Source organism: Gelidibacter pelagius (genome assembly GCF_017581925.1).
GTDB classification, from domain to species: Bacteria; Bacteroidota; Bacteroidia; order Flavobacteriales; family Flavobacteriaceae; genus Gelidibacter; species Gelidibacter pelagius.
Window position 1 is genome coordinate 153,943 of the sequence record NZ_JAGEVG010000006.1, and the last position, 24,541, is coordinate 178,483.

At 38.7% G+C, this 24,541-nt stretch carries 19 protein-coding genes; 13 read left to right on the plus strand and 6 right to left on the minus strand.

The features are described from left to right. Positions 1-47: 47 nt before the first annotated feature. Both J4051_RS06900 and J4051_RS06905 read left to right on the plus strand, forming a co-directional pair. A complete protein-coding gene (locus J4051_RS06900; protein ID WP_208233127.1) occupies positions 48-2,048 on the plus strand; it encodes an alpha-ketoacid dehydrogenase subunit alpha/beta in 2,001 nt (666 codons plus the stop codon). 220 nt (positions 2,049-2,268) lie between these two features. Further along, a complete protein-coding gene (locus J4051_RS06905; RefSeq protein WP_208233128.1) occupies positions 2,269-2,472 on the plus strand; it encodes a putative signal transducing protein in 204 nt (67 codons plus the stop codon). 67 nt (positions 2,473-2,539) lie between these two features. Here J4051_RS06905 and J4051_RS06910 read toward each other — a convergent pair whose 3' ends face one another. Beyond that, the gene (locus J4051_RS06910) at positions 2,540-3,853 is read right to left on the minus strand and encodes a dipeptidase (protein ID WP_208233129.1); all 1,314 of its coding nucleotides are present in this window, start codon (positions 3,851-3,853) and stop codon (positions 2,540-2,542) included. A gap of 47 nt (positions 3,854-3,900) precedes the next feature. Between J4051_RS06910 and J4051_RS06915 the strand changes: the two genes are divergently transcribed. Continuing rightward, positions 3,901-4,320 (plus strand): 3D domain-containing protein, encoded by a 420-nt coding sequence (locus J4051_RS06915; RefSeq protein ID WP_236027297.1) that lies wholly within the window; start codon positions 3,901-3,903, stop codon positions 4,318-4,320. Between the two features lie 57 nt (positions 4,321-4,377). On the opposite strand, the gene J4051_RS06920 is transcribed toward J4051_RS06915, so the two are convergent. Next, positions 4,378-4,938: an ExbD/TolR family protein gene (locus tag J4051_RS06920; protein WP_208233130.1), complete on the minus strand. Its 561-nt coding sequence runs from the start codon at positions 4,936-4,938 to the stop codon at positions 4,378-4,380. Between the two features lie 560 nt (positions 4,939-5,498). Between J4051_RS06920 and J4051_RS06925 the strand changes: the two genes are divergently transcribed. The 3 genes from J4051_RS06925 (at position 5,499) to J4051_RS06935 (ending at position 8,673) form a co-directional block, all read left to right on the plus strand. Continuing rightward, positions 5,499-5,978 carry an Hsp20/alpha crystallin family protein gene (locus J4051_RS06925; RefSeq protein WP_208233131.1) on the plus strand — a complete coding sequence of 160 codons (480 nt, stop codon included), beginning with the start codon at positions 5,499-5,501 and terminating at the stop codon, positions 5,976-5,978. Positions 5,979-6,404: 426 nt separating this feature from the next. After that, positions 6,405-7,919, plus strand: a complete 1,515-nt coding sequence (locus J4051_RS06930; protein WP_208233132.1) for a DEAD/DEAH box helicase — start codon at positions 6,405-6,407, stop codon at positions 7,917-7,919. Positions 7,920-8,010: 91 nt separating this feature from the next. After that, a complete protein-coding gene (locus J4051_RS06935; protein WP_208233133.1) occupies positions 8,011-8,673 on the plus strand; it encodes a hypothetical protein in 663 nt (220 codons plus the stop codon). A gap of 7 nt (positions 8,674-8,680) precedes the next feature. Here J4051_RS06935 and J4051_RS06940 read toward each other — a convergent pair whose 3' ends face one another. Then, the gene (locus J4051_RS06940) at positions 8,681-8,944 is read right to left on the minus strand and encodes a heavy-metal-associated domain-containing protein (RefSeq protein ID WP_208233134.1); all 264 of its coding nucleotides are present in this window, start codon (positions 8,942-8,944) and stop codon (positions 8,681-8,683) included. Between the two features lie 405 nt (positions 8,945-9,349). On the opposite strand from J4051_RS06940, the gene J4051_RS06945 reads away from it, so the two are divergent. Together J4051_RS06945 and J4051_RS06950 are read left to right on the plus strand one after the other, a co-directional pair. Further along, positions 9,350-10,618 carry an NAD(P)/FAD-dependent oxidoreductase gene (locus tag J4051_RS06945; protein ID WP_208233135.1) on the plus strand — a complete coding sequence of 423 codons (1,269 nt, stop codon included), beginning with the start codon at positions 9,350-9,352 and terminating at the stop codon, positions 10,616-10,618. Positions 10,619-10,811: 193 nt separating this feature from the next. Continuing rightward, entirely contained in the window at positions 10,812-11,255 is a 444-nt protein-coding gene (locus J4051_RS06950) for a cold-shock protein (protein ID WP_208233136.1), read from the plus strand. On the opposite strand, the gene J4051_RS06955 is transcribed toward J4051_RS06950, so the two are convergent. From J4051_RS06955 to J4051_RS06965, 3 genes are all read right to left on the minus strand, one after another. Beyond that, complete coding sequence (locus tag J4051_RS06955; protein WP_208233137.1) at positions 11,252-11,848, minus strand: pseudouridine synthase; 597 nt, start codon at positions 11,846-11,848, stop codon at positions 11,252-11,254. The genes J4051_RS06950 and J4051_RS06955 overlap by 4 nt on opposite strands. Then, complete coding sequence (locus tag J4051_RS06960) at positions 11,835-14,126, minus strand: DNA topoisomerase 3 (protein WP_208233138.1); 2,292 nt, start codon at positions 14,124-14,126, stop codon at positions 11,835-11,837. The genes J4051_RS06955 and J4051_RS06960 overlap by 14 nt, the downstream gene beginning before the upstream one ends. A 254-nt stretch (positions 14,127-14,380) precedes the next feature. Further along, positions 14,381-15,187, minus strand: coding sequence for a DUF1853 family protein (locus J4051_RS06965; protein WP_208233139.1), 807 nt, complete (start codon positions 15,185-15,187; stop codon positions 14,381-14,383). Between the two features lie 113 nt (positions 15,188-15,300). On the opposite strand from J4051_RS06965, the gene J4051_RS06970 reads away from it, so the two are divergent. The 5 genes from J4051_RS06970 to J4051_RS19195 all read left to right on the plus strand — a co-directional run bounded on the left by J4051_RS06970 (position 15,301) and on the right by J4051_RS19195 (position 24,507). Next, the gene (locus J4051_RS06970) at positions 15,301-16,857 is read left to right on the plus strand and encodes a DEAD/DEAH box helicase (RefSeq protein WP_208233140.1); all 1,557 of its coding nucleotides are present in this window, start codon (positions 15,301-15,303) and stop codon (positions 16,855-16,857) included. A 642-nt stretch (positions 16,858-17,499) separates the two neighbouring features. Continuing rightward, positions 17,500-19,971 (plus strand): zinc-dependent metalloprotease, encoded by a 2,472-nt coding sequence (locus tag J4051_RS06975; protein WP_208233141.1) that lies wholly within the window; start codon positions 17,500-17,502, stop codon positions 19,969-19,971. A 183-nt stretch (positions 19,972-20,154) separates the two neighbouring features. After that, a complete protein-coding gene (locus J4051_RS06980) occupies positions 20,155-20,724 on the plus strand; it encodes a DUF4251 domain-containing protein (RefSeq protein WP_208233142.1) in 570 nt (189 codons plus the stop codon). Between the two features lie 784 nt (positions 20,725-21,508). Continuing rightward, entirely contained in the window at positions 21,509-22,165 is a 657-nt protein-coding gene (locus J4051_RS06985) for a TetR/AcrR family transcriptional regulator (RefSeq protein ID WP_208233143.1), read from the plus strand. 2 nt (positions 22,166-22,167) lie between these two features. Then, complete coding sequence (locus J4051_RS19195; RefSeq protein WP_208233144.1) at positions 22,168-24,507, plus strand: acyl-CoA dehydrogenase family protein; 2,340 nt, start codon at positions 22,168-22,170, stop codon at positions 24,505-24,507. Positions 24,508-24,541: the final 34 nt, after the last annotated feature.

A 24,541-nucleotide genomic window follows, 5' to 3' on the forward strand; every position in this document is an offset into this window, starting at 1 on the left:
CAATCTCTCTAATTTTATTTACATTTGAACTTTAAAACTTGAACCTTATGTTGACAGCAGCCAAGAGCCATATAAATTACGATAAGAAAAATCTTGATGATAGGATACTTCTTCAACTTTATAAGAACATGTTGAAGCCAAGATTGATTGAAGAAAAGATGCTCATTCTTATACGTCAAGGCAAAGTTTCAAAATGGTTTTCTGGTATTGGACAGGAGGCGATTTCTGTAGGCGTGACGATGGCCTTGCAAACTAACGAATACATCCTGCCAATGCATCGTAACTTAGGTGTTTTTACAACGCGCGATATTCCTTTGCACCGATTGTTTAGTCAATGGCAAGGAAAAGCCAATGGGTTTACAAAAGGGCGCGATCGTTCGTTCCACTTTGGAACCCAAGATTATCATATCGTTGGGATGATTTCACATTTAGGCCCGCAATTGGGCGTAGCCGACGGAATAGCATTGGCCAGTAAATTAAAAAATAAAGGTCAGGTCACGGCAGTTTTCACAGGAGAAGGAGGGACAAGCGAAGGCGATTTCCATGAAGCATTAAACGTGGCTGCTGTTTGGCAATTGCCCGTCATTTTTTGTATAGAAAATAATGGCTATGGCTTATCAACGCCAACTTCAGAGCAATATCACTGTAAGGATTTAGCCGATAGAGGCAAAGGCTATGGCATTGATTCTTTTATTTTTGATGGCAATAATATTCTTGAAGTGTACGGAAAAGTGTTGAAGCTTGCCGAAAGCATACGCAAACGACCGCGTCCCATTTTAATTGAATTTAAGACGTTTAGAATGCGTGGCCACGAGGAAGCGAGTGGTACTAAATATGTTCCTAATGAATTAATGGCAGAATGGGAAATTAAAGATCCTGTCAATAATTATAGAAACTACCTGCTCAATTTAGGCGTTCTTACTACCGCCAAAGATGACGAGTTGCATCAAACAATTAAGGCTGAAATAGACGAAGCTTTACAGGTGGCAGGCGCAGAAGAGGCGATTGTTCCTGATGAAACCATTGAATTAGGTGACGTCTATAAAGATTTTGAATATCAGCATGTTGAACCAAATTCCAATTCAGAAAACATTCGTTTTATTGATGCTGTTTCTCAAGGCTTAAGACAGAGCATGCAACGTCATAAAGACCTTGTGATTATGGGGCAGGATATTGCTGAATATGGCGGAGTTTTTAAAATCACGGAAGGCTTTGTAAAAGAGTTTGGACGCGAACGCGTGCGAAATACACCAATATGCGAATCGGCCATTGTTGAAACGGCTATGGGTCTGTCTATTGCCGGCATGAAAGCTGTGATGGAAATGCAATTTGCCGATTTTGTGAGTTCAGGCTTTAATCCGATTGTCAATTATTTGGCGAAATCACATTACCGTTGGAATGAAAATGCCGATGTGGTGATCCGGATGCCTTGTGGCGCTGGAGTTGCGGCAGGACCTTTCCACTCGCAGACCAACGAAGCATGGTTTACAAAAACCCCAGGTTTAAAAGTGGTCTATCCTGCATTTCCATATGATGCCAAAGGACTGTTGGCAACAGCCATCAATGATCCAAATCCGGTGATGTATTTTGAGCATAAGGCATTATACAGAAGTATTCGACAAGATGTACCAACAGATTATTTTACAATTCCATTCGGAAAAGCATCGCTCCTAAAAGAAGGAGATGCTATTACTATCATTACTTACGGCGCTGGAGTGCATTGGGCTTTAGACACCTTGTCAAACAATGAAGATGTTTCTGCTGATCTCATCGATCTAAGAACTTTACAACCTTTAGATACCGAAGCCATTTATGAATCGGTTAAGAAAACTGGACGCGCCATCATTCTGCAGGAAGATTCTATGTTTGGCGGCATTGCAAGTGACTTGAGCGCCTTGATCATGGAAAATTGCTTTGAATATTTGGATGCACCGGTAAAACGGGTGGCAAGTATGGAAACGCCAATTCCATTTATCAACCAATTAGAGGATCAGTATTTGGCGAAAGGGAAGTTTGAAATGGCTTTAAGGGAGGTTTTGGCGTATTAATTTTAGCCACGGCCCAATAGCTATCGTGATCACGAATGTATTCAACAGATTTTATCAAAGTATGGGGAAAGCAAACCAATGCTGGCGTTTTTCCACCAACAGTTTTACTCTTGAAATGTTATTCATTAAACAAACGCTCGTTTGAGATCGTTTTATCTTCTTAATATTATTTTTTTTGATTAACTTACAGAGATAACGTTAATTTTAAAAACAAGAGATTATGAGCGACATCAAAATATATTCAGGCAGTTCCCAAGTTAGGGTCATGGAAATTAAGAACATTCTGGAAAATGAAGGTATAGAGTACCAGGAGGTGAATAAAATGGACTCTTCCTATGCAGGAATTTTTGGAGAGATTCAACTTTTTGTTTCTGAAGCAGATTCTGAAAAAGTGCTTCAACTTATAGGAATGGAAAAAGAATAAAATCTCACTTATTTATAACGCAAAAAGTCCGCATATAGCGGACTTTTTATATATAGACTGTTTGTTTTTAACTCTGTAGTTTTTTTGCCACAGCTTGAACGTCATCCAGTACCCGTAGTAAATTCCCGCTCCAAAGCAAACCAATCTGCTCCTCGGTGTAGCCGCGTTTCACAAGTTCTAAAGTAACGTTGAAGGTTTCTGAAGCATCATTCCAACCTTCAATTCCACCTCCGCCATCAAAATCACTACTGATGCCAACGTGTTCGATCCCGATTTTGTTAACCATATAATCAATATGGTCTACAAGGTCTGAGACATTTACAGCTTCCGGAACGTTTTTCATGGTTTTTAATTTTGCTTCTACTATAGGATTTACTTTTTGTAATACTTCATAATAAGCCTCGCGTTCATCTGCTTTCAGTTCCCTAACAGCACTCCAGTCCAAGTAAGCAACGTTCATGGAATCCATAACTGTTAGTGCAACCTCCTTTTTAAAAGCCGCACGTTTTTCGGCCTTTTCAGTATTCAGGTAAGCTGCAAAGGCAACCGCTTGTACAACGCCACCGTTCTCTTTTAACCAATCCAATTGTTCGTCATCTAAGTTTCTGCTATGATCACACAATGCTCTCGCTGACGAATGGGAAGCGATTATTGGAGCTTCAGACAATTCGATCATGTCTCTCATCGCTTCTTTACTTGGGTGCGATACATCGACCATCATGCCTAAGCGGTTCATTTCTTTGATTACTTTTTTGCCCAAATCACTAAGGCCATTATGTAGCCAAATGGAATCTGCTTCTCCCGTATTACTGTCACTCAATTGGCTGTGACCATTATGGGCCAAAGACATATAGCGTCCGCCCAAATCATAAAATTTTTCAACATTGGAAATATCTTTTCCAATAGGGTACCCATTCTCAATGCCGATCATTGCTACTTTCTTGCCAGACTTGACAATGCGTCGTACATCATCTGAAGTCAATGCCAGTTCAATTTGATCTGGCGCAATGTCATCTACCAATTTGTGGATGGCGTTATACTTGTCCATCGCATTCTCATAAGCTTTTTTGTAACCTTCATCTGTTAGTTCATCTTGACCTGTGTAAACAATAAACCAAGCCACATCCAATCCACCTTGATCCATTTTTGGCAAGGTCACCTGCGAACTTAGGTCTTGAGTGTAGTTGATAGAATCCGTAAAATTCTTGACATTAATATCAGCGTGGGTGTCAAGGGTAATCACACGATCATGTATTGCCTTTGCACGTTCAATTAGTGCAATGGAGTCTTGTGCTGAATTGGTCTCTGTCATTTGTTTTTTTTCGTTTTTACAGCTCATAAGAAGTGTGATGAGACTTAAGGAAAGAATAGTGTTTTTCATGTTTGGTTATGTTAATTTTAAAAACGACAAGTTACAAAATTGTATTTATGTTGTATATTTATTTTATGCAAATCCGATTTCTGTTTTTATTATTATTGGTCTTTAGCTGTACTGAAGAACAAAAGGAGGATTCTGAACATATTTGGGATTCAATGTATGTCAAAGCTTCTGCCTATAATTCTACGGTCCGACAAACAAGCGGAAACCCTAATATTACGGCATTTGGTGACAGTTTAAAACCAGGCATGAAATATATTGCCGTGTCTCGGGACTTGTTACGTAAAGGTTTAAAACACAATACTCCTGTGGTCATAGAAGGTTTTGAGGGGATTTATTTGGTAAAGGATAAAATGCACCATAAATGGCGTAACCATATTGATATTTATATGGGAGAAGATATTGAAGCAGCAAGAGCATGGGGAAGGAGAAAGGTTTGTATCGATTTTAGGTTGCCAAAAGAAGAATGACCATTGTCGATAAGTATGAACACGAACCGGCCCATTCGGGTAGGTTCGTGTCTTTATTTATTTTGTATCTGCTTCAGATAGTATAAAAGGATAGGCCTGTTTAATTTCTTTAATTTCAGAAGCATTTAGCTTGTCCGGCGATTTCCCGAAAACAGTATATCCGTAAACTTCCCTTAACTCATAATAGGCTTTGGAGAGTTCGTCCTGTACGGCAATAAAAGTTGCATAATTGGAGGTTTCGCTCGTGGACAAAGAGACCACGGCGTCCTTAGGGTGGTCAGAGAGCGACTTCGCAGATGTTCCGTTGCAGTAGGAGCAAGAACCATTGCCATTATTATCCAAAAACATTTTAACATTTGCTTTCAAATCTTCAATTGCGATAAGCTCATTATCAACCATCAATTCATCATTCGAATTTAATACAATTCTTAAAATGTTACGTTCGTTGATTTCCATTGAGCAGTCTGTTCCCGGTGGACAATTGGTAGGGAGTTTTCTATTAATGCCCTTATCAGCAGAAATGGTAGTGGTTACCAAAAAGAAAATCAATAATAAAAAGGCGATGTCCGCCATGGAGCCAGCATTGACCTGTGGGGCAGATTTTTGTGAATGTCTCATCATGTGAAGTGTTAAGGATATGTTAACGAAATCACAAAATTGATGCCACGAAATACTGGCGTTCGATTAAGGCGCCAGTAATTTTGATGAAGATTGAGTTTTAATCGTCTCCAGATCGTCATTTTAAGTACATGATGAGTCGATTATTTTGGATAAAGTTTTCATTGTGAAGTTATTTGGTGCCAAGATTCTTGGCAGATTGATGAAATTCTAATAGCATTAGTTTTTAAAACGTCTTTTGGTATTCCAAGCAGATGTTTTTGAGTTTTGAAATGTTCCTGTTGTTTGATTACTGTTTAATGTTCTCATGATTTCTAATTTTTTAATTAATGATTATACTATAAAGACGACACAACAAATGCTTTGTTACAGTACTATGCGATACAAAGTAGTTATAGAAATGTTAAAACTGCCAAAATGTTAGCTATCAGGGTATTATAAGTGTCAAAATGTCGGTTATCTGGATAGATATGTCAGTAATTTGACCTAAAATCACAGCTGGTATTGATTTTGAAGTATAGTAATCAAAATAAAGTTTAACTATAAAAAATTTGAAAACAATGAGTACATTAGCAACAATGCCTAAACATGGCAATGAGGTTTCTACAAAGAGAAACACTTCTTCTTTACCAAGTTTTTCATCTTGGGTTGACAATTTAATTGAAGGCGGAATGGGAACAGGTTTTCTGTCCAATTTCAATACAGGAATGACGCTTCCGGCAGTGAATATTAAAGAGAACGCCGATGAGTTCTTTTTAGAAATCGCAGTTCCTGGAATGAAAAAATCAGATTTTAATATTGATGTTGATAATAAAGTCCTTTCTATTTCATCCGAAACCAGAGAAGAACAAGAGCATAAAGAAGAAAATTACACGCGACGCGAATTTGGATATTCGTCTTTTAAAAGAACCTTTACCTTACCAGATACAATTGAGTCTGATAAAATCAGTGCCCAATATAAAGAAGGTATCTTAACGGTGCATTTACCGAAAAAAGAAGAGGCCAAAGATAAGCCAGCAAAGCGAATCACTATTTCCTAAGAAATTGGAAATCAGAAAATTCAAAAAGAGAAACCAATCGGTTTCTCTTTTTAGTTTTTACAAGATATCTTTATTACATATCCGCAATTAATCCTTAAAAATAGAGGTTACTCATTTAAAATCTGAATAAGCCTTGCCTTTCCAGACAGCTATCGGGACTAAAGAGTGGCTTATTCTCAATTTAATTAATAATTTGAGATTTTTGATCCCTTTTAGGGCGGAGCAAACAACAAGTCGGGATTGTATTTTCAGTTTTTAATCCTTACGACCAAAAGCGGATATCCAAATATCTTTTTAGACCCCTTAGATAACTATCAGATAATCACGAATTAGAATCCTAATACTTGTTAATTCTTTTCAACATTAACTAAGAATAACTCTTATAAAGTCTTAAATTTGTGGAAATTTTTTTGAACCCAAACTTTTATGTCAGAAACTATAGAGCAACTTAACCAAACCGAAACCAAAAAAGATCTTTATGATTATCAGCTTGCTGATTTGAACAAGATTTTTGAGGTCATGGAAACTGCTCCAGATAATTTTAATTTGTTGTACCAACTTCCAACCGGAGGAGGGAAGACTGTGATTTTTTCTGAAATTGTAAGGCGCTATATTAAAAACCATAATAAGAAGGTTGTAATTCTCACGCATCGCATTGAGCTATGTAAACAAACCTCAAAGATGCTGACTAATTTTGATGTCGAAAATAAGGTCATCAATAGCCATGTCAAGGAGCTCCCTGATCAAGATCAATACAAGTGTTTCGTGGCCATGGTCGAGACCTTAAACAACCGTCTTAATGATAAAAAATTGCGATTGGAAGATATTGGATTGGTCATTATTGATGAAGCGCATTATAATTCGTTCAGAAAACTGTTCAAATTTTTTGAAAACTGTTTTATCCTTGGGGTCACGGCAACGCCACTTAGTTCCAATATTAAATTGCCAATGAAAGATAATTACCAGAAATTGATTGTTGGTGATGATATTTCGACTTTGATAAAAAATGGATTTTTGGCAAATGCTAATTTGTACAACTTTGATGTGGAATTAAACACGTTGAAGATAGGAATCAATGGTGATTATACCGTTAAATCTTCGGAAACACTCTACACCAATTCCTATATGTTGAGCAAGCTTATTTTTGCTTACGAAGAAATGTCGAAAGGCAAGAAAACACTGATTTTCAATAACGGCATCAACACTTCTAAGGAGGTTTATTATTCGTTTAAGCGTGCTGGTTATAAGGTGAAGCATTTGGATAATACCTGCAGCAAACAGGAACGAAAGGAAATTTTGAAATGGTTTAAGAACACGCCTGATGCCATTTTGACCTCAGTCAGTATTTTGACCACGGGCTTTGATGAGCCTACCGTTGAGTCGGTTATTTTGAACCGTGCCACACGGTCATTGACCTTATATTTTCAAATGATAGGGCGGGGCTCCCGTATTTTAAAGGATAAAAAATCCTTTTTGGTTTTGGATCTGGGAAATAATGCGGTTCGTTTTGGACCTTGGGAACAAACGGTCGATTGGCAGCATATTTTCAAGTACCCGGATTTATATCTCGAAAACCTCCGAAATGACGAGGATATTGAGCGTGATTTTGTGTACGTCATGCCAGATTCCATCAGGGAACGCTTTAAGAATTCTGAAAATATCGACTTCGATGTCAAAGCGGAATATGAAAAAGCCATTGCTGACGGCAACAAATCTATGGTTACCATCGAACGGTCGATAGAACAGCATTCCAAAATGTGTATTGCCAATGCCGAAACCATTTTTGAAGCTAGGGACCTCACTAAATATTTGATGGACGACATTTCATACCGGATCAAACAGTATTCTTATTGTATGATGAACAGTACCAAAAATTACAAAGAATGGCTGATGGAAGAATATATTAGAAAACTTAGACTGAGTTTTAACGGTAAGTTTTAACGTTTCCTTTAAAATTATAGTCGGAATTAATCGTTAGTTTCGCTGATAGGTATGGTTTTTGATTCTTATATCCGAACTAGTTTTTAAGCTTATGACATCTTATAAATATAAACTTTTAGGCATTTTTTTTCTTGTTGCAATTTTCCAAACCAAGGCTCAGGAATTTCCAGTTAAGAGTATTCCTATTCCTGCGGTGGAGAAGAAGGACGAAAAGAAAGAACCTGAACCTGAACCTGTCAAAATTGACCCAATCATAAAAGAAGAACAGCCTAAAGCTGAAAGCCCGATCACCATTAAAAAACGCGAAACTGAATTTTCAATGTTCGACGATAGCAATTTGCGTGATCCTGGCGAAATCTTTGATAATAAATGGAACAAGAAAGCTGTAGAGCAAGGTTTCCGAATGGAAACCATGGAAGATCAGTTTTTGGGCAATTTTAATATCACCGGAAAAAAAGCCAATATTAGATGTCGGGACCATGAATATCCTGATGGCGACCGGGTTCGGGTATTTGTCAATGGTACGGTTTTTATAGCCGATTTATTACTGACAGGCAACTACAAGAGCTTTGATGTGCCTTTGGTGGAGGGCATCAATAAAATTGACTTTGTAGCGCTTAATCAGGGAGAGTCTGGTCCAAATACAGCCGAATTTCAAGTTTACGACGACAATGGTGTTCAGGTCTCGTCTAAAAAGTGGAACCTCTTGACTGGAGTTACGGCAAGTATTATTCTCGTAAAAGAAAAAGAATAGTGATTTTCTAAAACAAAGGAAAGAAAGGTCCTTTTGCAATCACATGAAATTCAAGATCAGTAGCTATATCCTGAATCTCGTTCACATGGACGACTTTATCGGTGTGAACGGTAACCTCAGATGGATAGACATCTTCAAAAATCACATTGGTAACACCATCAATTTTCATGATTGCAGCTTTCAATTTTGATTTCTCCTCAGGACTTCTAACATCTGTGGTAAATGTCTTACCGTGATTTCCAGGGATGACATTGTCATTTATATAGGTCATTTTTACAAAGCGGTTTTAATAGCCTCAGAGTTGTCTCAATCGCAAATACAAATTACGTATTCACAGATGGATATTTGCCTCGGCTTCTTGTTTTATGAATCTAAATTTAGATAATTTATCGCACTTCACCTAATACAAATGGCGGAAATACATGGATTTTATGCTGTCGACTGCTAACTTATTAAATTCAAGATTTTTAGATATTTCATCAAAGACTTTAATGTATTAAAACCCTCTGATGGAATAAAATAAGCTATTGCAAAATGTCCATATAATGACTCGTGTAGAATATTCAATTCCAATCTAATATATAGTTTTTAATATTTCAAGGGAAAGGATTTTGTATCTTTATGAAATGAAACGCCCAGTCATTTCACGAGTGTTTAAATTATAGTATCCTGCCGAATGAACATACAAACCACACCTAAAGTTGTTATTGTTGGTGCAGGTTTTGGAGGAATAACCATAGCGAAATCTTTCAAGAATAAACCTGTCCAAGTCCTTTTAATAGACCAACACAATTATCACAATTTCCAACCTTTGATGTATCAGATTGCGACAGGTGGATTGGAGCCCGATAGTATAGCCTATCCAGTCAGGCGAATTTTTAGAAACCAAAAGAACTTCAGTTTTAGAATGGCCAAGGTGGATCAGGTTTCCGTAGCCACTCAACGTCTTCATACGTCAATAGGGACCATTGCTTATGACTATTTGGTGATCGCCACGGGAAGCACGAACAACTTTTTTAACTTCGAACCGGTCAAGGATAAATTATTAACCTTGAAGTCCATTCCAGATGCATTGAATATGCGTAGTTATATTTATCAAAATCTCGAAAAGGCATTGGCACATCAGGATGAGCGCTCTATTGATGATCTTATGAATATTGCCATCGTTGGTGGCGGACCTGCTGGAATTGAATTGGCCGGGGCGCTCGCGGAAATGAAGCATTTTGTGCTTCCGAAAGACTTCCCTGACCTCGATTTGTCCAAAATGGAAATCAATCTTTACGAAGCTGCAAAAGAGTTGTTATCTGCCATGTCAGAAGCGTCTTCAACGAAAAGTTTGGAGTATTTAGGAGAGTTGGGCGTGAACGTCCATCTCAATGCTAAGGTGGATGCTTATGATGGCAAGATATTGACTCTCGCAGATGGAACCTCATTTGCCACAGACACGGTTATATGGACCGCTGGGGTGAAAGCAGCGCCGATTGATGGGCTTCCTGCCGATGCTTTAGCAGGCGGCCGCATATTGGTTGATGTTTTCAATCAAGTAAAAAACACAAAGAATATATTTGCCATTGGAGATGTGGCGTCTTGCGTAACAACTGAAAATCCAAAGGGCCTGCCTATGTTGGCTCCGGTGGCCCAACAACAGGGTAAACTACTTTCCGATAATATCATCAAGCTGATAATTCAACAGCCAATGGTGCCCTTTAAATATAAAAACAAAGGTGTAATGGCAACCATTGGTCGTAAAAAAGCAGTAGTAGATTTACCTAAATGGCAATTCCAAGGTACTTTTGCCTGGATGGTTTGGATGTTCATCCATATCATGTCGTTGGTAGGCTTTCGAAATAAAATCATGGCATTTTATGATTGGATGGCCAACTATTTGACCTACGATAAACCTTTAGGACTAATAATTAGACCTTACAAGCGCAAAGAATCGTAGTTTGAAACCATTATCTCGAATCAAAATCTTATATTTGTAAGGTATATAGACATTTTGTGGTGCATTCCATTAAATTTTAATGTATATTAGAATCACTGAATTAATCTTTCGAATCAACAATTCCAAGAATTGCCCATCTAAAGCATAATTTGGTAATTCAAATCTAACCCTTAAAACATATTTAAAAAAAAGAATGGCTAAGTCGCAACAGACCTTTAACAAAATTGAAAAAGAAAAAGCACGTGCTAAAAAGCGTGAAGAAAAAAAGAAGAAAAAAGATGCCCGTCGTGCAGAAGGCGGAAGTGATGGAATCCAGTTTGCTTATGTAGACGCTTATGGAAACTTATCAGATACTCCAATTGATCCTGCAGATAAAATCAAAGTTGATGCTGAAGACATCGTTTTAGGTGTTCCTAAAAAAGAAGAAGGCGAAGAAGAAGATCCTGTAAGACAAGGTAAAGTTTCTTTCTATGATAGCTCAAAAGGCTTCGGATTTATTATCGATTTAGAAAACAATGAAAAGTATTTTTGTCACGTGAGCGGACTCTTAGATGATATCGCCGAAAATGACAAAGTGAGCTTTGAGTTGGAACGTGGCATGAAAGGCATGAACGCTGTAAAAGTAAAGCGCGTTTAATCTACATTTAATTCATCAAGTTTAATGACTTCACCAGGTTGCATTTTGTTTAAATAAATGCGACCTACACGTACGCGTACCAATCTCAAGGTAGGAAAACCAACAGCAGAAGTCATTTTGCGAACCTGCCTAAACTTTCCTTCATTTATAGTGATGGAAATCCATGAGGTTGGTCCATGGCGTGCGTCCCTTATTTTTTTAATGCGTTCCGCAAAATCCGGCGATTGTTCCAGTTTAAAAACCTTACAGGCTTTAGTCTGGTAGGTGATGCCCTCAAATCCAATAGTCACGCTTTCTTGAAGTTGTGTTATAGCGGCTTCAGTAATCTCTCCATCCACTTGTACATAATATTCTTTTTCGATCGGAGTGCTACAAATGGTATTGCTTAAAAAACCATCAGTGGTCAATAGCAATAAACCTTCAGAGTTTTTATCTAAACGTCCAATCGGCATGACGCCTTCAGGAAAATCATAAAGTGTTCCCAAAAACTTTTTGTTGCGTTCGTGCTTGGCATTACTCATGAATTGACTCAAGTATCCCAAGGGTTTATGAAGTAAGAAATGAATGTGTTGTTTTGGTTTAGACGTCTCCATTTAAAATACTGTAAACCAGCTCCTTGCTCATTATATTTCCGGTTGCTTTTTGTCGCACTTCATCAAAACTAAATCTAAATGTGCAGCCTTCTTTGTATTGGCTGCAGCCATAGGCGGTTTTCCCTTTTATGACCGTACCTTTCTTGCATTTTGGACAGGTCAGGGCATCAGATGTTTCTTTTTTCACTGCTTTTTTGGGCTCCAAAACCAACTGAAATTGATCATCAAATCTGATCAAACCCTCCAAGTCTCCGGCCTCGGTTTTAAAGCCTTTCAAATTGACGGTTGATCCTTTTTGGAGCAAACGCACATATTGTTTTTCTGAAACCTTTTTGTCCTTAAATTTAAAAGGCAGCACAAATCGACATCCGTTTTTATAAGCGCTGCACCCAAAAGCCGATTTGCCTTTGATGATATGCCCGTTTTTACATTTTGGACAAGTTTCTCCTGCAATTCCTGCTTTCTTTTTGACTTCTTTTTCAGCAACTGCTTTTTGTTCAACTTTTACATGTGAAATGTTTGCGCGTTGCGTTTCACTACGGACTTCATACACTAAAGCATCTACCATTTTTTTCATATTGGCGATAAATTGTCCAGCACTATAAGTCCCTTTTTCAATGTCTTTCAATTGCTTTTCCCACATTCCGGTCAATTCGGCCGATTTCAACAGTTCGTTTTGAATGGTATCAATCAGTTGAATGCCGATATGCGTAGGCAACACTTGCTTCTTATTACGCTCAATATATTTCCGCTTGAATAAGGTTTCGATAATATTCGCACGTGTAGAAGGACGACCGATGCCGTTTTCCTTCATAAGTTCACGCATCTCATCATCATCCACCTGTTTCCCTGCAGTTTCCATAGCGCGTAGGAGGGAAGCCTCTGTGAATTGATTGGGTGGCTTGGTTTGTTTTTCCAAAAATGAGGGTTCGTGAGGTCCTTTTTCACCTTTGACAAACGATGGGAGCAAGTCTGTCGCTTTCTGCTCTTTTTCCGCTGATTCGATCACCACGCGCCAGCCTCTGCTCAAGATTTCTTTTCCTGTAGCCTTAAAATTAACATCCGCAGCTTTCCCGATAACCGTCGTGTTGGATACTGCAGAATCATCATAAAAAACAGCTATAAACCGTCTGGTTATAATGTCATAAACTTGCTGTTGGTTGTATTGCAACTGGCTTTCCACACCTGTTGGGATAATAGCGTGGTGGTCCGTAACCTTTTTATCGTTAAAGACTCTTGATGATTTTTTGATTTTTTTACCTAAAAGCGGTGCTGTTAAGGGCGCGTATTTCTTCAGGTTCTGTAAAATTCCAGAGACTTTAGGATAAACATCATTGGGTAAAAATGTGGTATCTACTCTCGGATAGGTGACCACCTTTTGTTCATATAGTTTCTGTACAATCTTAAGCGTTTCGTCGGCTGAAAACCCAAATTTGTTGTTGCAATACACCTGTAGTCCCGTTAAATCGAACAGTTTTGGAGCGTAATCCTTTCCTTTCTTCTTGGTAACAGAGACAATTTCAAATTCATGCTCATTGACTTTATTGGCCAATATTTCGCCATCTTCCATTTTGGTAAAACGGCCTTCTTCATAGCTAAACAAGGTATCTCGGTAGAGTGTCTGCAATTCCCAATAGGGTTGGGGCACAAAATTCTCAATTTCCTTAAATCGGTTAACCACCATCGCTAGAGTTGGCGTTTGCACACGGCCAACAGATAATACTTGTTTGTAGCCTCCGTGTTTAAGGGTGTATAAACGGGTGGCATTCATCCCTAAAAGCCAATCGCCTATAGCGCGTGAAAACCCGGCATAAAAGAGATTATCATACTGTTCTGATGGTTTGAGGTTTTCAAAACCTTCTTTTATGGCTTCCGCAGTTAATGAAGAAATCCATAAACGTTGCACTTTTCCCTTATAATTTGCCTGATCCAAAACCCAGCGTTGGATCAATTCTCCTTCTTGGCCCGCATCCCCACAATTGATGACTACCTCGGCTTGGTCGAATAACTTCTTGACTATTTTAAATTGCTTTTGAATTCCCGTATTCCCAACTACCTTAGTTTTGAATTTTTCGGGAAGCATGGGTAAATTGTTTAAATCCCAACTTTTCCAGTGTGGTTTATAATCGTTGGGCTCCATTAAAGTGCAGAGATGCCCAAACGTATAGGTTACCGCATAGCCGTTGCCTTCATAGTAACCGTCATGCCTACTATTGGCGCCTAAAATAGCGGCGATTTCTCGCGCAACACTGGGTTTTTCGGCAATACAGACTTTCAAAATAGGTGTTTATTTATTGTTATTAGTTGTTGATTGTTTTTTATTTCTACTAATGGGTTTTAATATCCCGAGGTTCTTGATTAGGAATCGTTTTCAATCATTGAAGAACTGATTTATATTTATGATTTTCACATCGCATTTAAGCTTTATTCGAGTTCTAAATTTAACCTGTGCAAAGTAAAACTATTTGAAGACATATCGCAAGGATTAAGAGGAAACCAATAAGGTGATTGGAGATGAGCCATTTACAAAAATCACCACCAGACTACATAGAATTTAGAATACTTACCATGCTGCTTCAACCAACATAAAGGCGCGAGTTTCTTATTGGTCAAAGGGTTCAACTTAAGTAGAAAATTATCATAATTCATCCATTTCACATCGTCATGGACATCCATAAGCCAATTGATTTTCTCAGGAATAAAAAATTGTCCGGTTTTGAAGAGCTCGAGATTGTCCATTTTCACATAAAAACCCTTAACACAAGCCGGATTCAATTGATTAAATTCTATATTTTGGTGATCGAGTGGCAAAAACAACTGTGCTTTGAATAAAACTTGCTGTATAGTTTCACTTGTGCTAAGGCCTAAATCGTCAAGTAGGGATTGGGTCTTGGGATGGTAGAGTAGTGGAAGTTGCTTTTCCTTTAGCTTGTCCAATTTCTGAAGCAAACTGTCCTTTCTATTTGGGCCGATCCAATGTGATAACTCCGTAGGGCCTTCTTCAGGATCATACAGGTAAAATTTATAGATAATCTCCAAATGTACAGGTCGACTCTCGGTCATTAAAAGCGCGTCCAATTCGCCAATCGTGCGTTTGCCGTCTTGTACTTGAATGTTTTCAGCTATAATCGAACAAGAGTCATCGTCACTCAATTGGTGGAATACAAATTGTTCCACCAGTTTTCCCAAGCGCAGATTACCAGCGTTAATAACGGAGAAATTCCGGAGGGAAGTTTTGCTCAACACACACTGTTGCAGACCATAAATTTCGGCATTTTGCCATAATCGGGGTGTGCTTAAATAGCCTTCAAAATTGCGTTGTAAATTGTCTTTTTCCATAGATTGAGAGGGCAAATTACAAATATCTTTTAAACATATAATTGGAAGACCGTGCTAATACTCATATCTTTGCATCTTCTTATAACATCCAACCGCTAAGCTCAACATACGAAATGTCTGTAAAAACAGTTTCAAAAAATTTAGAACGTCAAACCGAGAAAGATTTATACAATTATCAAAAGAAGGCCATTGACAAGGTATTTAAAGCTTTTGATGAAGCTCCTTCCGACTATCATCTGCTCTATCAATTACCGACAGGTGGTGGGAAAACTGTGATTTTTTCTGAATTTGTGAGGCAGTATTTAAAGAATCACGATAAAAAAGTGGTAATTCTTACCCACCGTATTGAATTGTTGAAACAGACGTCTAAGATGTTGACAGAATTCAACGTGACCAACAAAGTAGTGGATAGTAAAGCCAATTTGGATGATCAGGCAAATTACAGCTGTTTTGTGGCGATGGTGGAAACATTGAACAACCGACTCCAAGAGGACAAGTTGGATATTTCTGATGTGGGTCTAGTCATTATTGATGAGGCGCATTACAATTCGTTTACAAAACTTTTTAAGTATTTTGAAAATTCCTTTATCCTTGGCGTGACAGCAACTCCCTTGAGTTCCAACAAGGACTTGCCAATGAAGGACAACTATAATGAGCTGATTACAGGAGAAACTATTGAGCACCTTATTGAAAACAACTTCCTATCACGGGCAGAGACTTATCAATATAACGTGGGACTAACGTCTTTGGAAGTAGGATCCAACGGCGATTATACCGTCAAATCTTCTGAAGATCTATACACCAATACCGACATGTTAAGAAAAGTGGTGTACGCCTATGAGCAACATTCACTTAATAAGAAAACGCTGATCTTTAATAACGGGATCAACACTTCCTTACATGTGTACGATGCCTTTAAACGTGCTGGCTATACCATTGCGCACTTAGATAATACTGCGACCAAGAAGGAACGGAAGATGATTCTGAAATGGTTCAAGGAAACACCGAATGCCATTTTGACTTCGGTGAGTATTTTGACTACCGGATTTGATGAGCCTTCTGTTGATACCATCATTCTTAACAGAGCTACTAAATCCTTGGCCTTGTATTACCAAATGGTGGGACGTGGGTCTCGTATTTATAAGGGCAAAGAAGTATTTAAGATTATCGATTTAGGTAACAATATGCACCGTTTTGGACCCTGGGGCGCAGATATTAACTGGCAGAAAATCTTCGGATCGCCAAATTATTATCTGGACAGTATTGTTAATGATGATGATATTGAAGCCGATTTCAGATATGAGATGCCTGATGCCCTGCGTCAGGAATTTGCTAATTCTGAAGAGGTCTATTTTGATATGAAACAGGCCTATACCGATTCTGTTAACAAAGGCGATTCTTCAAAAGTGCTTTTAGAGCAGTCCATTGCACATCACACGAAAATATGTGTTGAAAACAGTGAAGATGTGTATGATGCCCTAGCCTTGATGAAATTGTTGGAGGACGATATCAATCACCGTTTAGAGCGCTACACACAATGTATCAGTAGAAGTACCTTCAACTTTGTAAAATGGTTGCATGATGATTACCGCATGAAACTCCGAGCGCATATCAGGGAAAATTTCGATACTATTTATGAAGAAATTCATGGGCATCCGCCTGAGGATTAATTTGACATAGAACGCTAACAATTGAACGCTGGTCTGCCCGTCCGTTCAGACGGGTGACACTGATCTTAGCAGATATTCACTGAATTTTCAGACACAGATTTCACCGATTCTCACGGATTATCTTATTGGAGTTTGTTGTTTTTCTAACCGCTTTAATTTTACGAATTCTTTGCGTCTCAATGCCTTTGTGAGCCAAACGGAACGCTGACCTGCCCGTACGTTCAGACGGGTGACACTGATCTTAGTAGATATTCACTGAATTTTTAGACACGTCCCGATAGCTATCGGGATCACCGATTCTCACAGATTATCTTATTGGAGTTAATCTATCTTGTCGCCAGACAGGGAGTTTTTCTTTGGTGCTCCTTCAATTGCATTAATTCGCCCAAATACTTTGCCTATCCGCGCCTCCTGCGTGCAAAATGGCAGACTGAAGATCCTGATTTTTTCACACAGATTACACAGATTCCCACAGACCATCTGATTGGAATTTGCCTGCCTGTCGGCAGACAGGGAATTTTATCATTGGTACTTTTGTTTTTGGTAATTTCAACTCCACGTCTCCGCGCCTCAACGAGAAAAACCCACCGCAATCCAAAACTTATTTCTATATTTATAAATCTTAACTAACGAATCAAGTCAATGAAGAATTTATGTCTTTTTGCCCTGCTGATTGGGGGTCTTCTCAATCCACTGAATGTGAGTGCACAATCTAAAAGAAACACTAAAAAAGGAAAGAATCAGGTAGAAGCGCCTGCTCCAGAAAAGAAGAAGGACGAGGCCATCAAACCTTATGACAAGGTGATTACCAAAGACGCCATCACCGATGATGGCCTGTTCAAAATCCATAAGATAAAAGACAAATACTTCTTTGAAATTCAAGATAGTTTACTGAATAAAGATATGCTGCTCGTGAGCCGCATGTCCAAATTGCCTTCTAATTTAGGTGGAGGCTACATGAATGCTGGGTCAAAAGCCAATGAACAATTGATTACATGGGAGCGTTTTCAGGACAAGATCTTGATCAAAGTCAAATCCTATAATGCTGTTGCCAATGACAGTTTGCCCATCAATATCTCCGTAAAAGCAAACAATTATGAGCCGGTCTTATTCGCCTTCGATATTGCGGCGTTTAGTAAAGATTCATCTGCTGTGGTGATTGATGTTACTAAATTCTACACCAGTGATGTCAAAGCGATTAGTGGCTTGTCCAGTAGACTCCGTGAGACTTACAAAGTCCGTAATTTGGACGATTCCCGTAGTTTTATCACCTCTGCAAAAAGTTTTCCTCTGAATATCGAAATCATTCAAGATTTTACCTATAATGCGTCAAAACCACCCATGCTTCCGGCTACGGAGACCATCAGTTTGCAAATGAACCAATCGATGGTCTTGTTACCGACCACACCCATGCAGCCTCGTCTTGCCGATCCGCGCGTCGGGTTTTTTACGGTCAGTCAATATGATTATAGTAGTGAAGCTTTAAAATCAGATGAAAAAACATATATCCGTCGCTGGCGTTTGGAACCTAAAGACGCTGCAGCTTATAATAGAGGCGAATTGGTAGAGCCCATCAAACCCATCGTGTATTACCTGGATCCTGCAACGCCTGAGAAACTGCGCAAATACATCAAGCAAGGCATTGAAGAATGGCAGAAACCATTTGAAACTGCAGGATTTAAAAATGCGATTATCGCGAAAGACCCACCAACTTACGAAGAAGACCCCGATTTCAGTCCAGAGGATATTCGGTATTCCGTAGTGCGTTATGTGGCAAGTACCACACGAAATGCGGTCGGACCAAGTGTGTCTGATCCACGTACAGGTGAAATTATTGAAAGCGACATCATCTGGTACCACAACCATTTGCGATCCTATAGAAACCGATACATGCTTGAAACTGGCGCCGCCAACCCTTCAGCACGTACTTTGGATACCAGCGATGAGGAAATAGGAGAAATGATGCGTATGGTGATTGCCCATGAAGTAGGCCACGCCTTAGGATTTCCACACAATATGGCCGCCAGTAATGCCTATGATGTGGAAAGTTATCGAAACGGTGCGTTCACTCAAGAGCATGGCATTGCGGCAAGTATTATGGATTATGCCCGATACAATTATATTGCACAACCAGGCGATGAAAACATCCGATTTGTCCGTCAGATTGGGCCTTACGACCATTATGTCACCAATTGGGGTTACCGTTGGATTCCAGGGGCAACCACAGAAGGGGAGACCCCAACCTTGGACCAGTGGGTGATGGATAAAGCTGGAGATCCGCAATATAAATATGGGAAACAGAGCAGTCGTTTTGATCCATCCTCACAAACCGAAGATATTGGGAACAACTCTATAAACGCGAGCACCTACGGACTTAAAAACCTAAAATATGTGGCAGAACAACTTCCAACATGGACTAGCGATAAAACCAACGATTATGATGATTTAAAGGAATTGCAAGGGGAGTTGCTGGGCGTTTGGAACCGTTATATGGGCCATGTGACCACGCATATTGGCGGGGTCTATGAAGATACTAAAAAACCTAACCAAGGGGGTGTGATTTATACGCCAGCTTCAAAAGCCGATCAAAAAGCCGCGATGGCATGGCTGCAGGAAAACACTTTTGCAACCCCAACGTGGATGGTCAATTTCAATATTCTTCGCAATATTGATCACGCTGGCTATACTGAAACCTTTAGAAGTGCCCAAGCAAGACATTTAAACAGCATTCTTGATTTTGACGTCTTGGGGAGATTAATTGACGGAACCGCCGTCAGTAAAGAAAATTATTCGGCCTTGGAAATGTTACAGGAGATGCGCAAAGGGATTTGGAAAGAACTCAACAGCAATCAGGCCGTAGATGTGTACCGACGTAATTTGCAACGTGCCTATATCGACCGCATGGCGTATTTAATGACTGAGGAATTGAAGCCTGGGCGTGGGGTAAGTGTTTATAATGTGAATCAATCTGATGTGAGAGCTTTGGTAAGAGGCGAATTGAACACGTTGAAAACCCAATTGAACAGTCGCAAGAACACGGTGTCACATACCGAGACGAAATATCACTATCAGGATGCGATGAAGCGAATTGACTTGATTTTGGATCCTAAATAGTAGAGTGTTATTCCACAGAGATACGCGGAGGTTTTACGGAGATGCACGGAGAATATGGAACACAAGTGGCGCTGATTAAGACGGATAAATAATTTGCGATTCTTGCGACTCTACGTAAAATTAATCTCTGATTTTATTGAGATTCATTTAAACCGTGTCTGAATTTTTCGTAAATTCATAACTATGAAACACATACTGACATATAGTGTCCTATTTATAATATTGATTGGTTGTGGTTCCAGCAAGGAGTTTACAGAGCATGATAATCAAGACTATCAAAAACTACAAGAATTGGTAGCCTCAAAATCTTTTGAGATTATTTCTACAAGCGCCATGCCAAGAGCCTCGGCGGCATTTAGTAAGGTTGCGAATTCGAACATCTTAGGCCCAGGAAATAATGCGAGCAATATCGATATCACTTCAAACTCCAATAGATTGATCGTTAAGGGCGACAGTATTCGTGGCCATTTGCCATTTTTTGGTGAACAGAACTTTGGTGGCGGCTATGGAGGCAATCATACGGGAATTGAATTCAATGATATACCAGAAGATTATACGGTGAATCTTGATGATAAAAAACATGCTGTAGACATCAAGTTTAAAATATCTGACAAATACCGAGGCAACGAGCGTTATGATATGGTGATCACGTTATATCCAAACTACCGAAGCACGATCAGAGTACAGTCTACGGGTCGCAGTTCTATTGAATATAATGGAAGGGTGAGTAGATTGGAAGAGACTAAGGAATAGCAATTGATTTCTTCACTTCAGAATATTCTATTTTACATAATATAAATTATAGAACATTTATTTTTAATTTAGTAAAAGCGCCTTTTGGGCGCTATTTTATATCATTACAGATTATGTACGTAAATTATGGATTTCTACGCCTTGTTCATAATTTGAATATTCTGAACCATTGTCCAAAAATTTTCAAATATGCGATTCTTAGCGTTCGATTGTTTTACCAGAACCCGTATTAAACGAATTTGTAAATAAATTACAATGAACATTTCTAAACTATTAATCATCAAAATCAGTCATACCATTATTTGGTTATTCTTTAATGTGGTCATATTCTACATTTTGTATGCTGCAATTTTTAACAAGATTGATATATGGATATAGATTGGTGTTGAAATGGTTTTTTTGGAAGGCCTTGTGCTATTGGCTTTTAAAATGTTTTGTCCTTTAACAGTTATGGCCAGGAAATATTCTAATTCCACAAAAGATAATTTTGATATATTTTTACCCAATTGGCTCGCAAAACATAACAAATTAATTTATACCAGCATTTTTGCTGTCGCGATACTGATTTTGACCTATCGAATGCTACAAGGATAAAACGATGAAAAGAAAATTGTTCATATATTTTCGAATATGTGATTCCTAACTTTCAATAGATTTTCGTTTAATTCTCCTCTAATTTTAATATTCTACACACATAAATTCAATTTTAAAATAATTAGTCACAAATGACTAATTATTAGTTTATTTTGACTAATATTGAAAAATAATTATCAGTATTAACAAAATGACTACCAAAGAAAACATCATAAATGCCTCCACAAAATACTTTAACCAACACGGTTTTAGTGCCGTAACCTTAAATGAAATTGCAGGGCATTTAGAAATGACGAGAGGGAATCTCACCTATCATTATAAGACCAAAGACGACTTACTTAAGGCCATCACGGAGGTGATGTGGAAAAAAATTGCCGCAGAACGCGCAAAATCGAGAGCCCTCCCCTCTTTTGAGAATCTCCATAATGAGGTGCAATTGTATTATCGTTTTCAAAAAGAATACGCTTTTATCTTTTTAGACTCTCAAGTTTTAGTACATCCCATGGTCAAACCACAGTTTCGGGAAATGACTAAACAAACGGTTTTAGATAATAAAAAAGCAATTGCTTTTGCCATATCTATAGGCAATATGAAACCAGAGCCTTTTAAAGGCGCTTACCATAATATTGCACTTCTGGTTTGGATGATTGCGTTCTTCTGGTCTGCACAACAGATTATTAGAGGCGATCAAAGTAAGGAAGATGGTGAAGCACTGATTTGGTCTATTCTTCTTCCGCATTTCACGGATAAAGGAAAAAAATCGATGACCGCCTTCTTTGGAGCAGATTATTTGGATAATCTGGGCGAAGCATTTGATACTACTATCGACAACTACATATCGTTTTAATCATGACATATTTTTCAAAAGAACATAAAGAATTCAGACAACGCTTAAGAGAATTTCTTGAAAAAGAAGTGCAGCCTCACATTGCTGAATGGGAAGAAGCTGGTAGCATCCCACTTTCTATTTGGAAGAAAATGGGCGATCAGGACTTTCTTGGATTGTCTTACCCTAAAGAATACGGTGGCAAAGCCTTGGATTATTTCTATGACGTGGTATTTAATGAAGAACTCGGTAAAATGAATTCTGGCGGATTTGTGATTACCCAACAAGTGGTACAATATATGTCTGCACCTTATATTTTAAACTATGGTTCAGAACACTTAAAAGAGAAATACTTACCAAGCATTATTTCTGGTGATACCGTAAGTTGTATTGCTATTACAGAGCCCGAAGCTGGTTCAGATATCGCAAACATTCAAACTTCTGCAGAAGCTAAAGACGACCATTATATCGTCAACGGTACTAAAACATTTGTCACCAACGGTATTCAGGGAAGTTTCGCCGTAACTGCAGTAAAAACGGATCTGGAAGCCGAAGCTAAGGGCATTAGTTTATTAGTGATCGATTTAGATTCGGAAGGCATTCATAAAACAGAATTGAAAAAATTAGGCTGGCAGTCTTCGGATACCGCCACCTTAACTTTTGAAAATGTAAAAGTGCCTAAAGAAAATTTAATAGGCGAAACTGGCAAAGGCTTTGAGTACCTCATGAACGGACTGCAATTGGAGCGTTTATGCCTGGTGCCAAGCGCTATTGCGACTATGGAATACGCCCTTGACGAATCTTTACGTTATATGGCAAACCGTAAAACCTTTGGTAAAAACTTAAATAAAGTTCAAGTATTACGTCATAAAATGGCCCAATTAACTTCCGAAGTTGAAGCCTTAAAAGCATTCAGTTATTATTGTGCCAAGGTCTACAACGAGGGAATTTATGATGTAAAACTTATTGCATCAGCCAAATTAATCGCCACAGAATTACACGAAAAAGTTGCCACACAATGTCTGCAGATTTTTGGCGGCAGTGGCTTTATGGAGGATCATCCTTTAGCACGTATGTATAGAGATACGCGAGTTGGCACATTGAGCGCAGGATCTTCAGAAATGATGAAAGATATCATTGCCAAGGTTGTTATCGACAAGAAAGAATACACAAGCCTCACACATACTGAAACAAAACATCCTTCTCCTTTTAATGAAGAGCACGACTTATTTAGAGCTTCCGTAAAAGACTTTTTAAAGCGAGAGGTGATTCCAAACTTGGATCAATGGGAAGAAGATGGCGAAGTGCCTCGAGAAGTCTATGAGAAATTTGGAGCCATGGGTTATTTTGGACTTCGTTTTCCGGAAGCGTATGGCGGTTCCGATTTAGACATTTGGTACGAAGTGGTGTTACACGAAGAACTCTCACGAATCAACTCTGGTGGATTTGCCGCCGCCATGGGCGCCCATTTCTTCTTAGCCATGGTACATGTTAATGGCTCAGGAAATGAAGCACAAAAACAAAAATATCTAACGGCAGGTAATGAAGGAAAACTCATTGGCTGTTTGGCGGTGACGGAACCTGATACAGGGTCTGACGTCAAATCCATTCGAACATCTGCTGTAAAAGAAGGCGATCATTATATCATTAATGGCGCAAAAACTTTTATTACCAACGGTGTGAATAGCGATTATATTGTTGCAGCTGTTAAAACCAATCCGGAAGCTGGGTATTATGGCATCAGCATGATGTTGATAGAACACGACAGAAAAGGTGTGAGTGCTACGAAGCTAAACAAACTGGGTTGGAAAGCCTCCGATACGGGAGAAATAGGATTGGACAACGTCAAAGTTCCCTTAGAAAACTTATTGGGAGAAGAAAACCACGGCTTCTTTTATATCATGCAACATTTTGTTTCTGAACGCTTATCCATAGCAGCAGGCTCGGTTTCTGGTGCAGAATACGCCATCGAACTGACTTTAGATTATATGAATCAAAGAGCTGTTTTTGGTAAGAAAATCAAGGAATTTCAGGTCTTGAGACATCGCATCGCCCAAATGTCGGCAGAGATTGCCTGCAACAAACAATTTTTATACAGCATTTATGACCGACATAGTAAGGGTGAATATCTTGTAAAAGAAGCCTCTATGGCAAAGTTGGTCTGTTCACAAATGCTGGACAGAGTCACTTTTGAATGTCTTCAAATGTTTGGCGGGAATGGTTTTATGGAAGACTATCCGTTGGCACGTATGTGGCGTGATGCGCGATTAAATCAAATTGGTGGCGGAACCTCAGAAATACTTTGTGAAATTATTTCAAAAATGATTGTTGATGAGAAAAACTATGCTTCAAAAACAGCATAGCACAACGATGCCTACAACTTTAATACAAATTTAA

What these genes read in the sequence shown, in the direction of transcription:
- J4051_RS06900 (WP_208233127.1), top strand. Translation starts at nt 48, where the DNA reads ATGTTGACAGCAGCCAAGAGCCATATAAATTACGATAAGAAAAATCTT.
- J4051_RS06905 (WP_208233128.1), top strand. Translation starts at nt 2,269, where the DNA reads ATGAGCGACATCAAAATATATTCAGGCAGTTCCCAAGTTAGGGTCATG.
- J4051_RS06910 (WP_208233129.1), bottom strand. Translation starts at nt 3,853, where the DNA reads ATGAAAAACACTATTCTTTCCTTAAGTCTCATCACACTTCTTATGAGC.
- J4051_RS06915 (WP_236027297.1), top strand. Translation starts at nt 3,901, where the DNA reads ATGTTGTATATTTATTTTATGCAAATCCGATTTCTGTTTTTATTATTA.
- J4051_RS06920 (WP_208233130.1), bottom strand. Translation starts at nt 4,938, where the DNA reads ATGAGACATTCACAAAAATCTGCCCCACAGGTCAATGCTGGCTCCATG.
- J4051_RS06925 (WP_208233131.1), top strand. Translation starts at nt 5,499, where the DNA reads ATGAGTACATTAGCAACAATGCCTAAACATGGCAATGAGGTTTCTACA.
- J4051_RS06930 (WP_208233132.1), top strand. Translation starts at nt 6,405, where the DNA reads ATGTCAGAAACTATAGAGCAACTTAACCAAACCGAAACCAAAAAAGAT.
- J4051_RS06935 (WP_208233133.1), top strand. Translation starts at nt 8,011, where the DNA reads ATGACATCTTATAAATATAAACTTTTAGGCATTTTTTTTCTTGTTGCA.
- J4051_RS06940 (WP_208233134.1), bottom strand. Translation starts at nt 8,944, where the DNA reads ATGACCTATATAAATGACAATGTCATCCCTGGAAATCACGGTAAGACA.
- J4051_RS06945 (WP_208233135.1), top strand. Translation starts at nt 9,350, where the DNA reads ATGAACATACAAACCACACCTAAAGTTGTTATTGTTGGTGCAGGTTTT.
- J4051_RS06950 (WP_208233136.1), top strand. Translation starts at nt 10,812, where the DNA reads ATGGCTAAGTCGCAACAGACCTTTAACAAAATTGAAAAAGAAAAAGCA.
- J4051_RS06955 (WP_208233137.1), bottom strand. Translation starts at nt 11,848, where the DNA reads ATGGAGACGTCTAAACCAAAACAACACATTCATTTCTTACTTCATAAA.
- J4051_RS06965 (WP_208233139.1), bottom strand. Translation starts at nt 15,187, where the DNA reads ATGGAAAAAGACAATTTACAACGCAATTTTGAAGGCTATTTAAGCACA.
- J4051_RS06970 (WP_208233140.1), top strand. Translation starts at nt 15,301, where the DNA reads ATGTCTGTAAAAACAGTTTCAAAAAATTTAGAACGTCAAACCGAGAAA.
- J4051_RS06975 (WP_208233141.1), top strand. Translation starts at nt 17,500, where the DNA reads ATGAAGAATTTATGTCTTTTTGCCCTGCTGATTGGGGGTCTTCTCAAT.
- J4051_RS06980 (WP_208233142.1), top strand. Translation starts at nt 20,155, where the DNA reads ATGAAACACATACTGACATATAGTGTCCTATTTATAATATTGATTGGT.
- J4051_RS06985 (WP_208233143.1), top strand. Translation starts at nt 21,509, where the DNA reads ATGACTACCAAAGAAAACATCATAAATGCCTCCACAAAATACTTTAAC.
- J4051_RS19195 (WP_208233144.1), top strand. Translation starts at nt 22,168, where the DNA reads ATGACATATTTTTCAAAAGAACATAAAGAATTCAGACAACGCTTAAGA.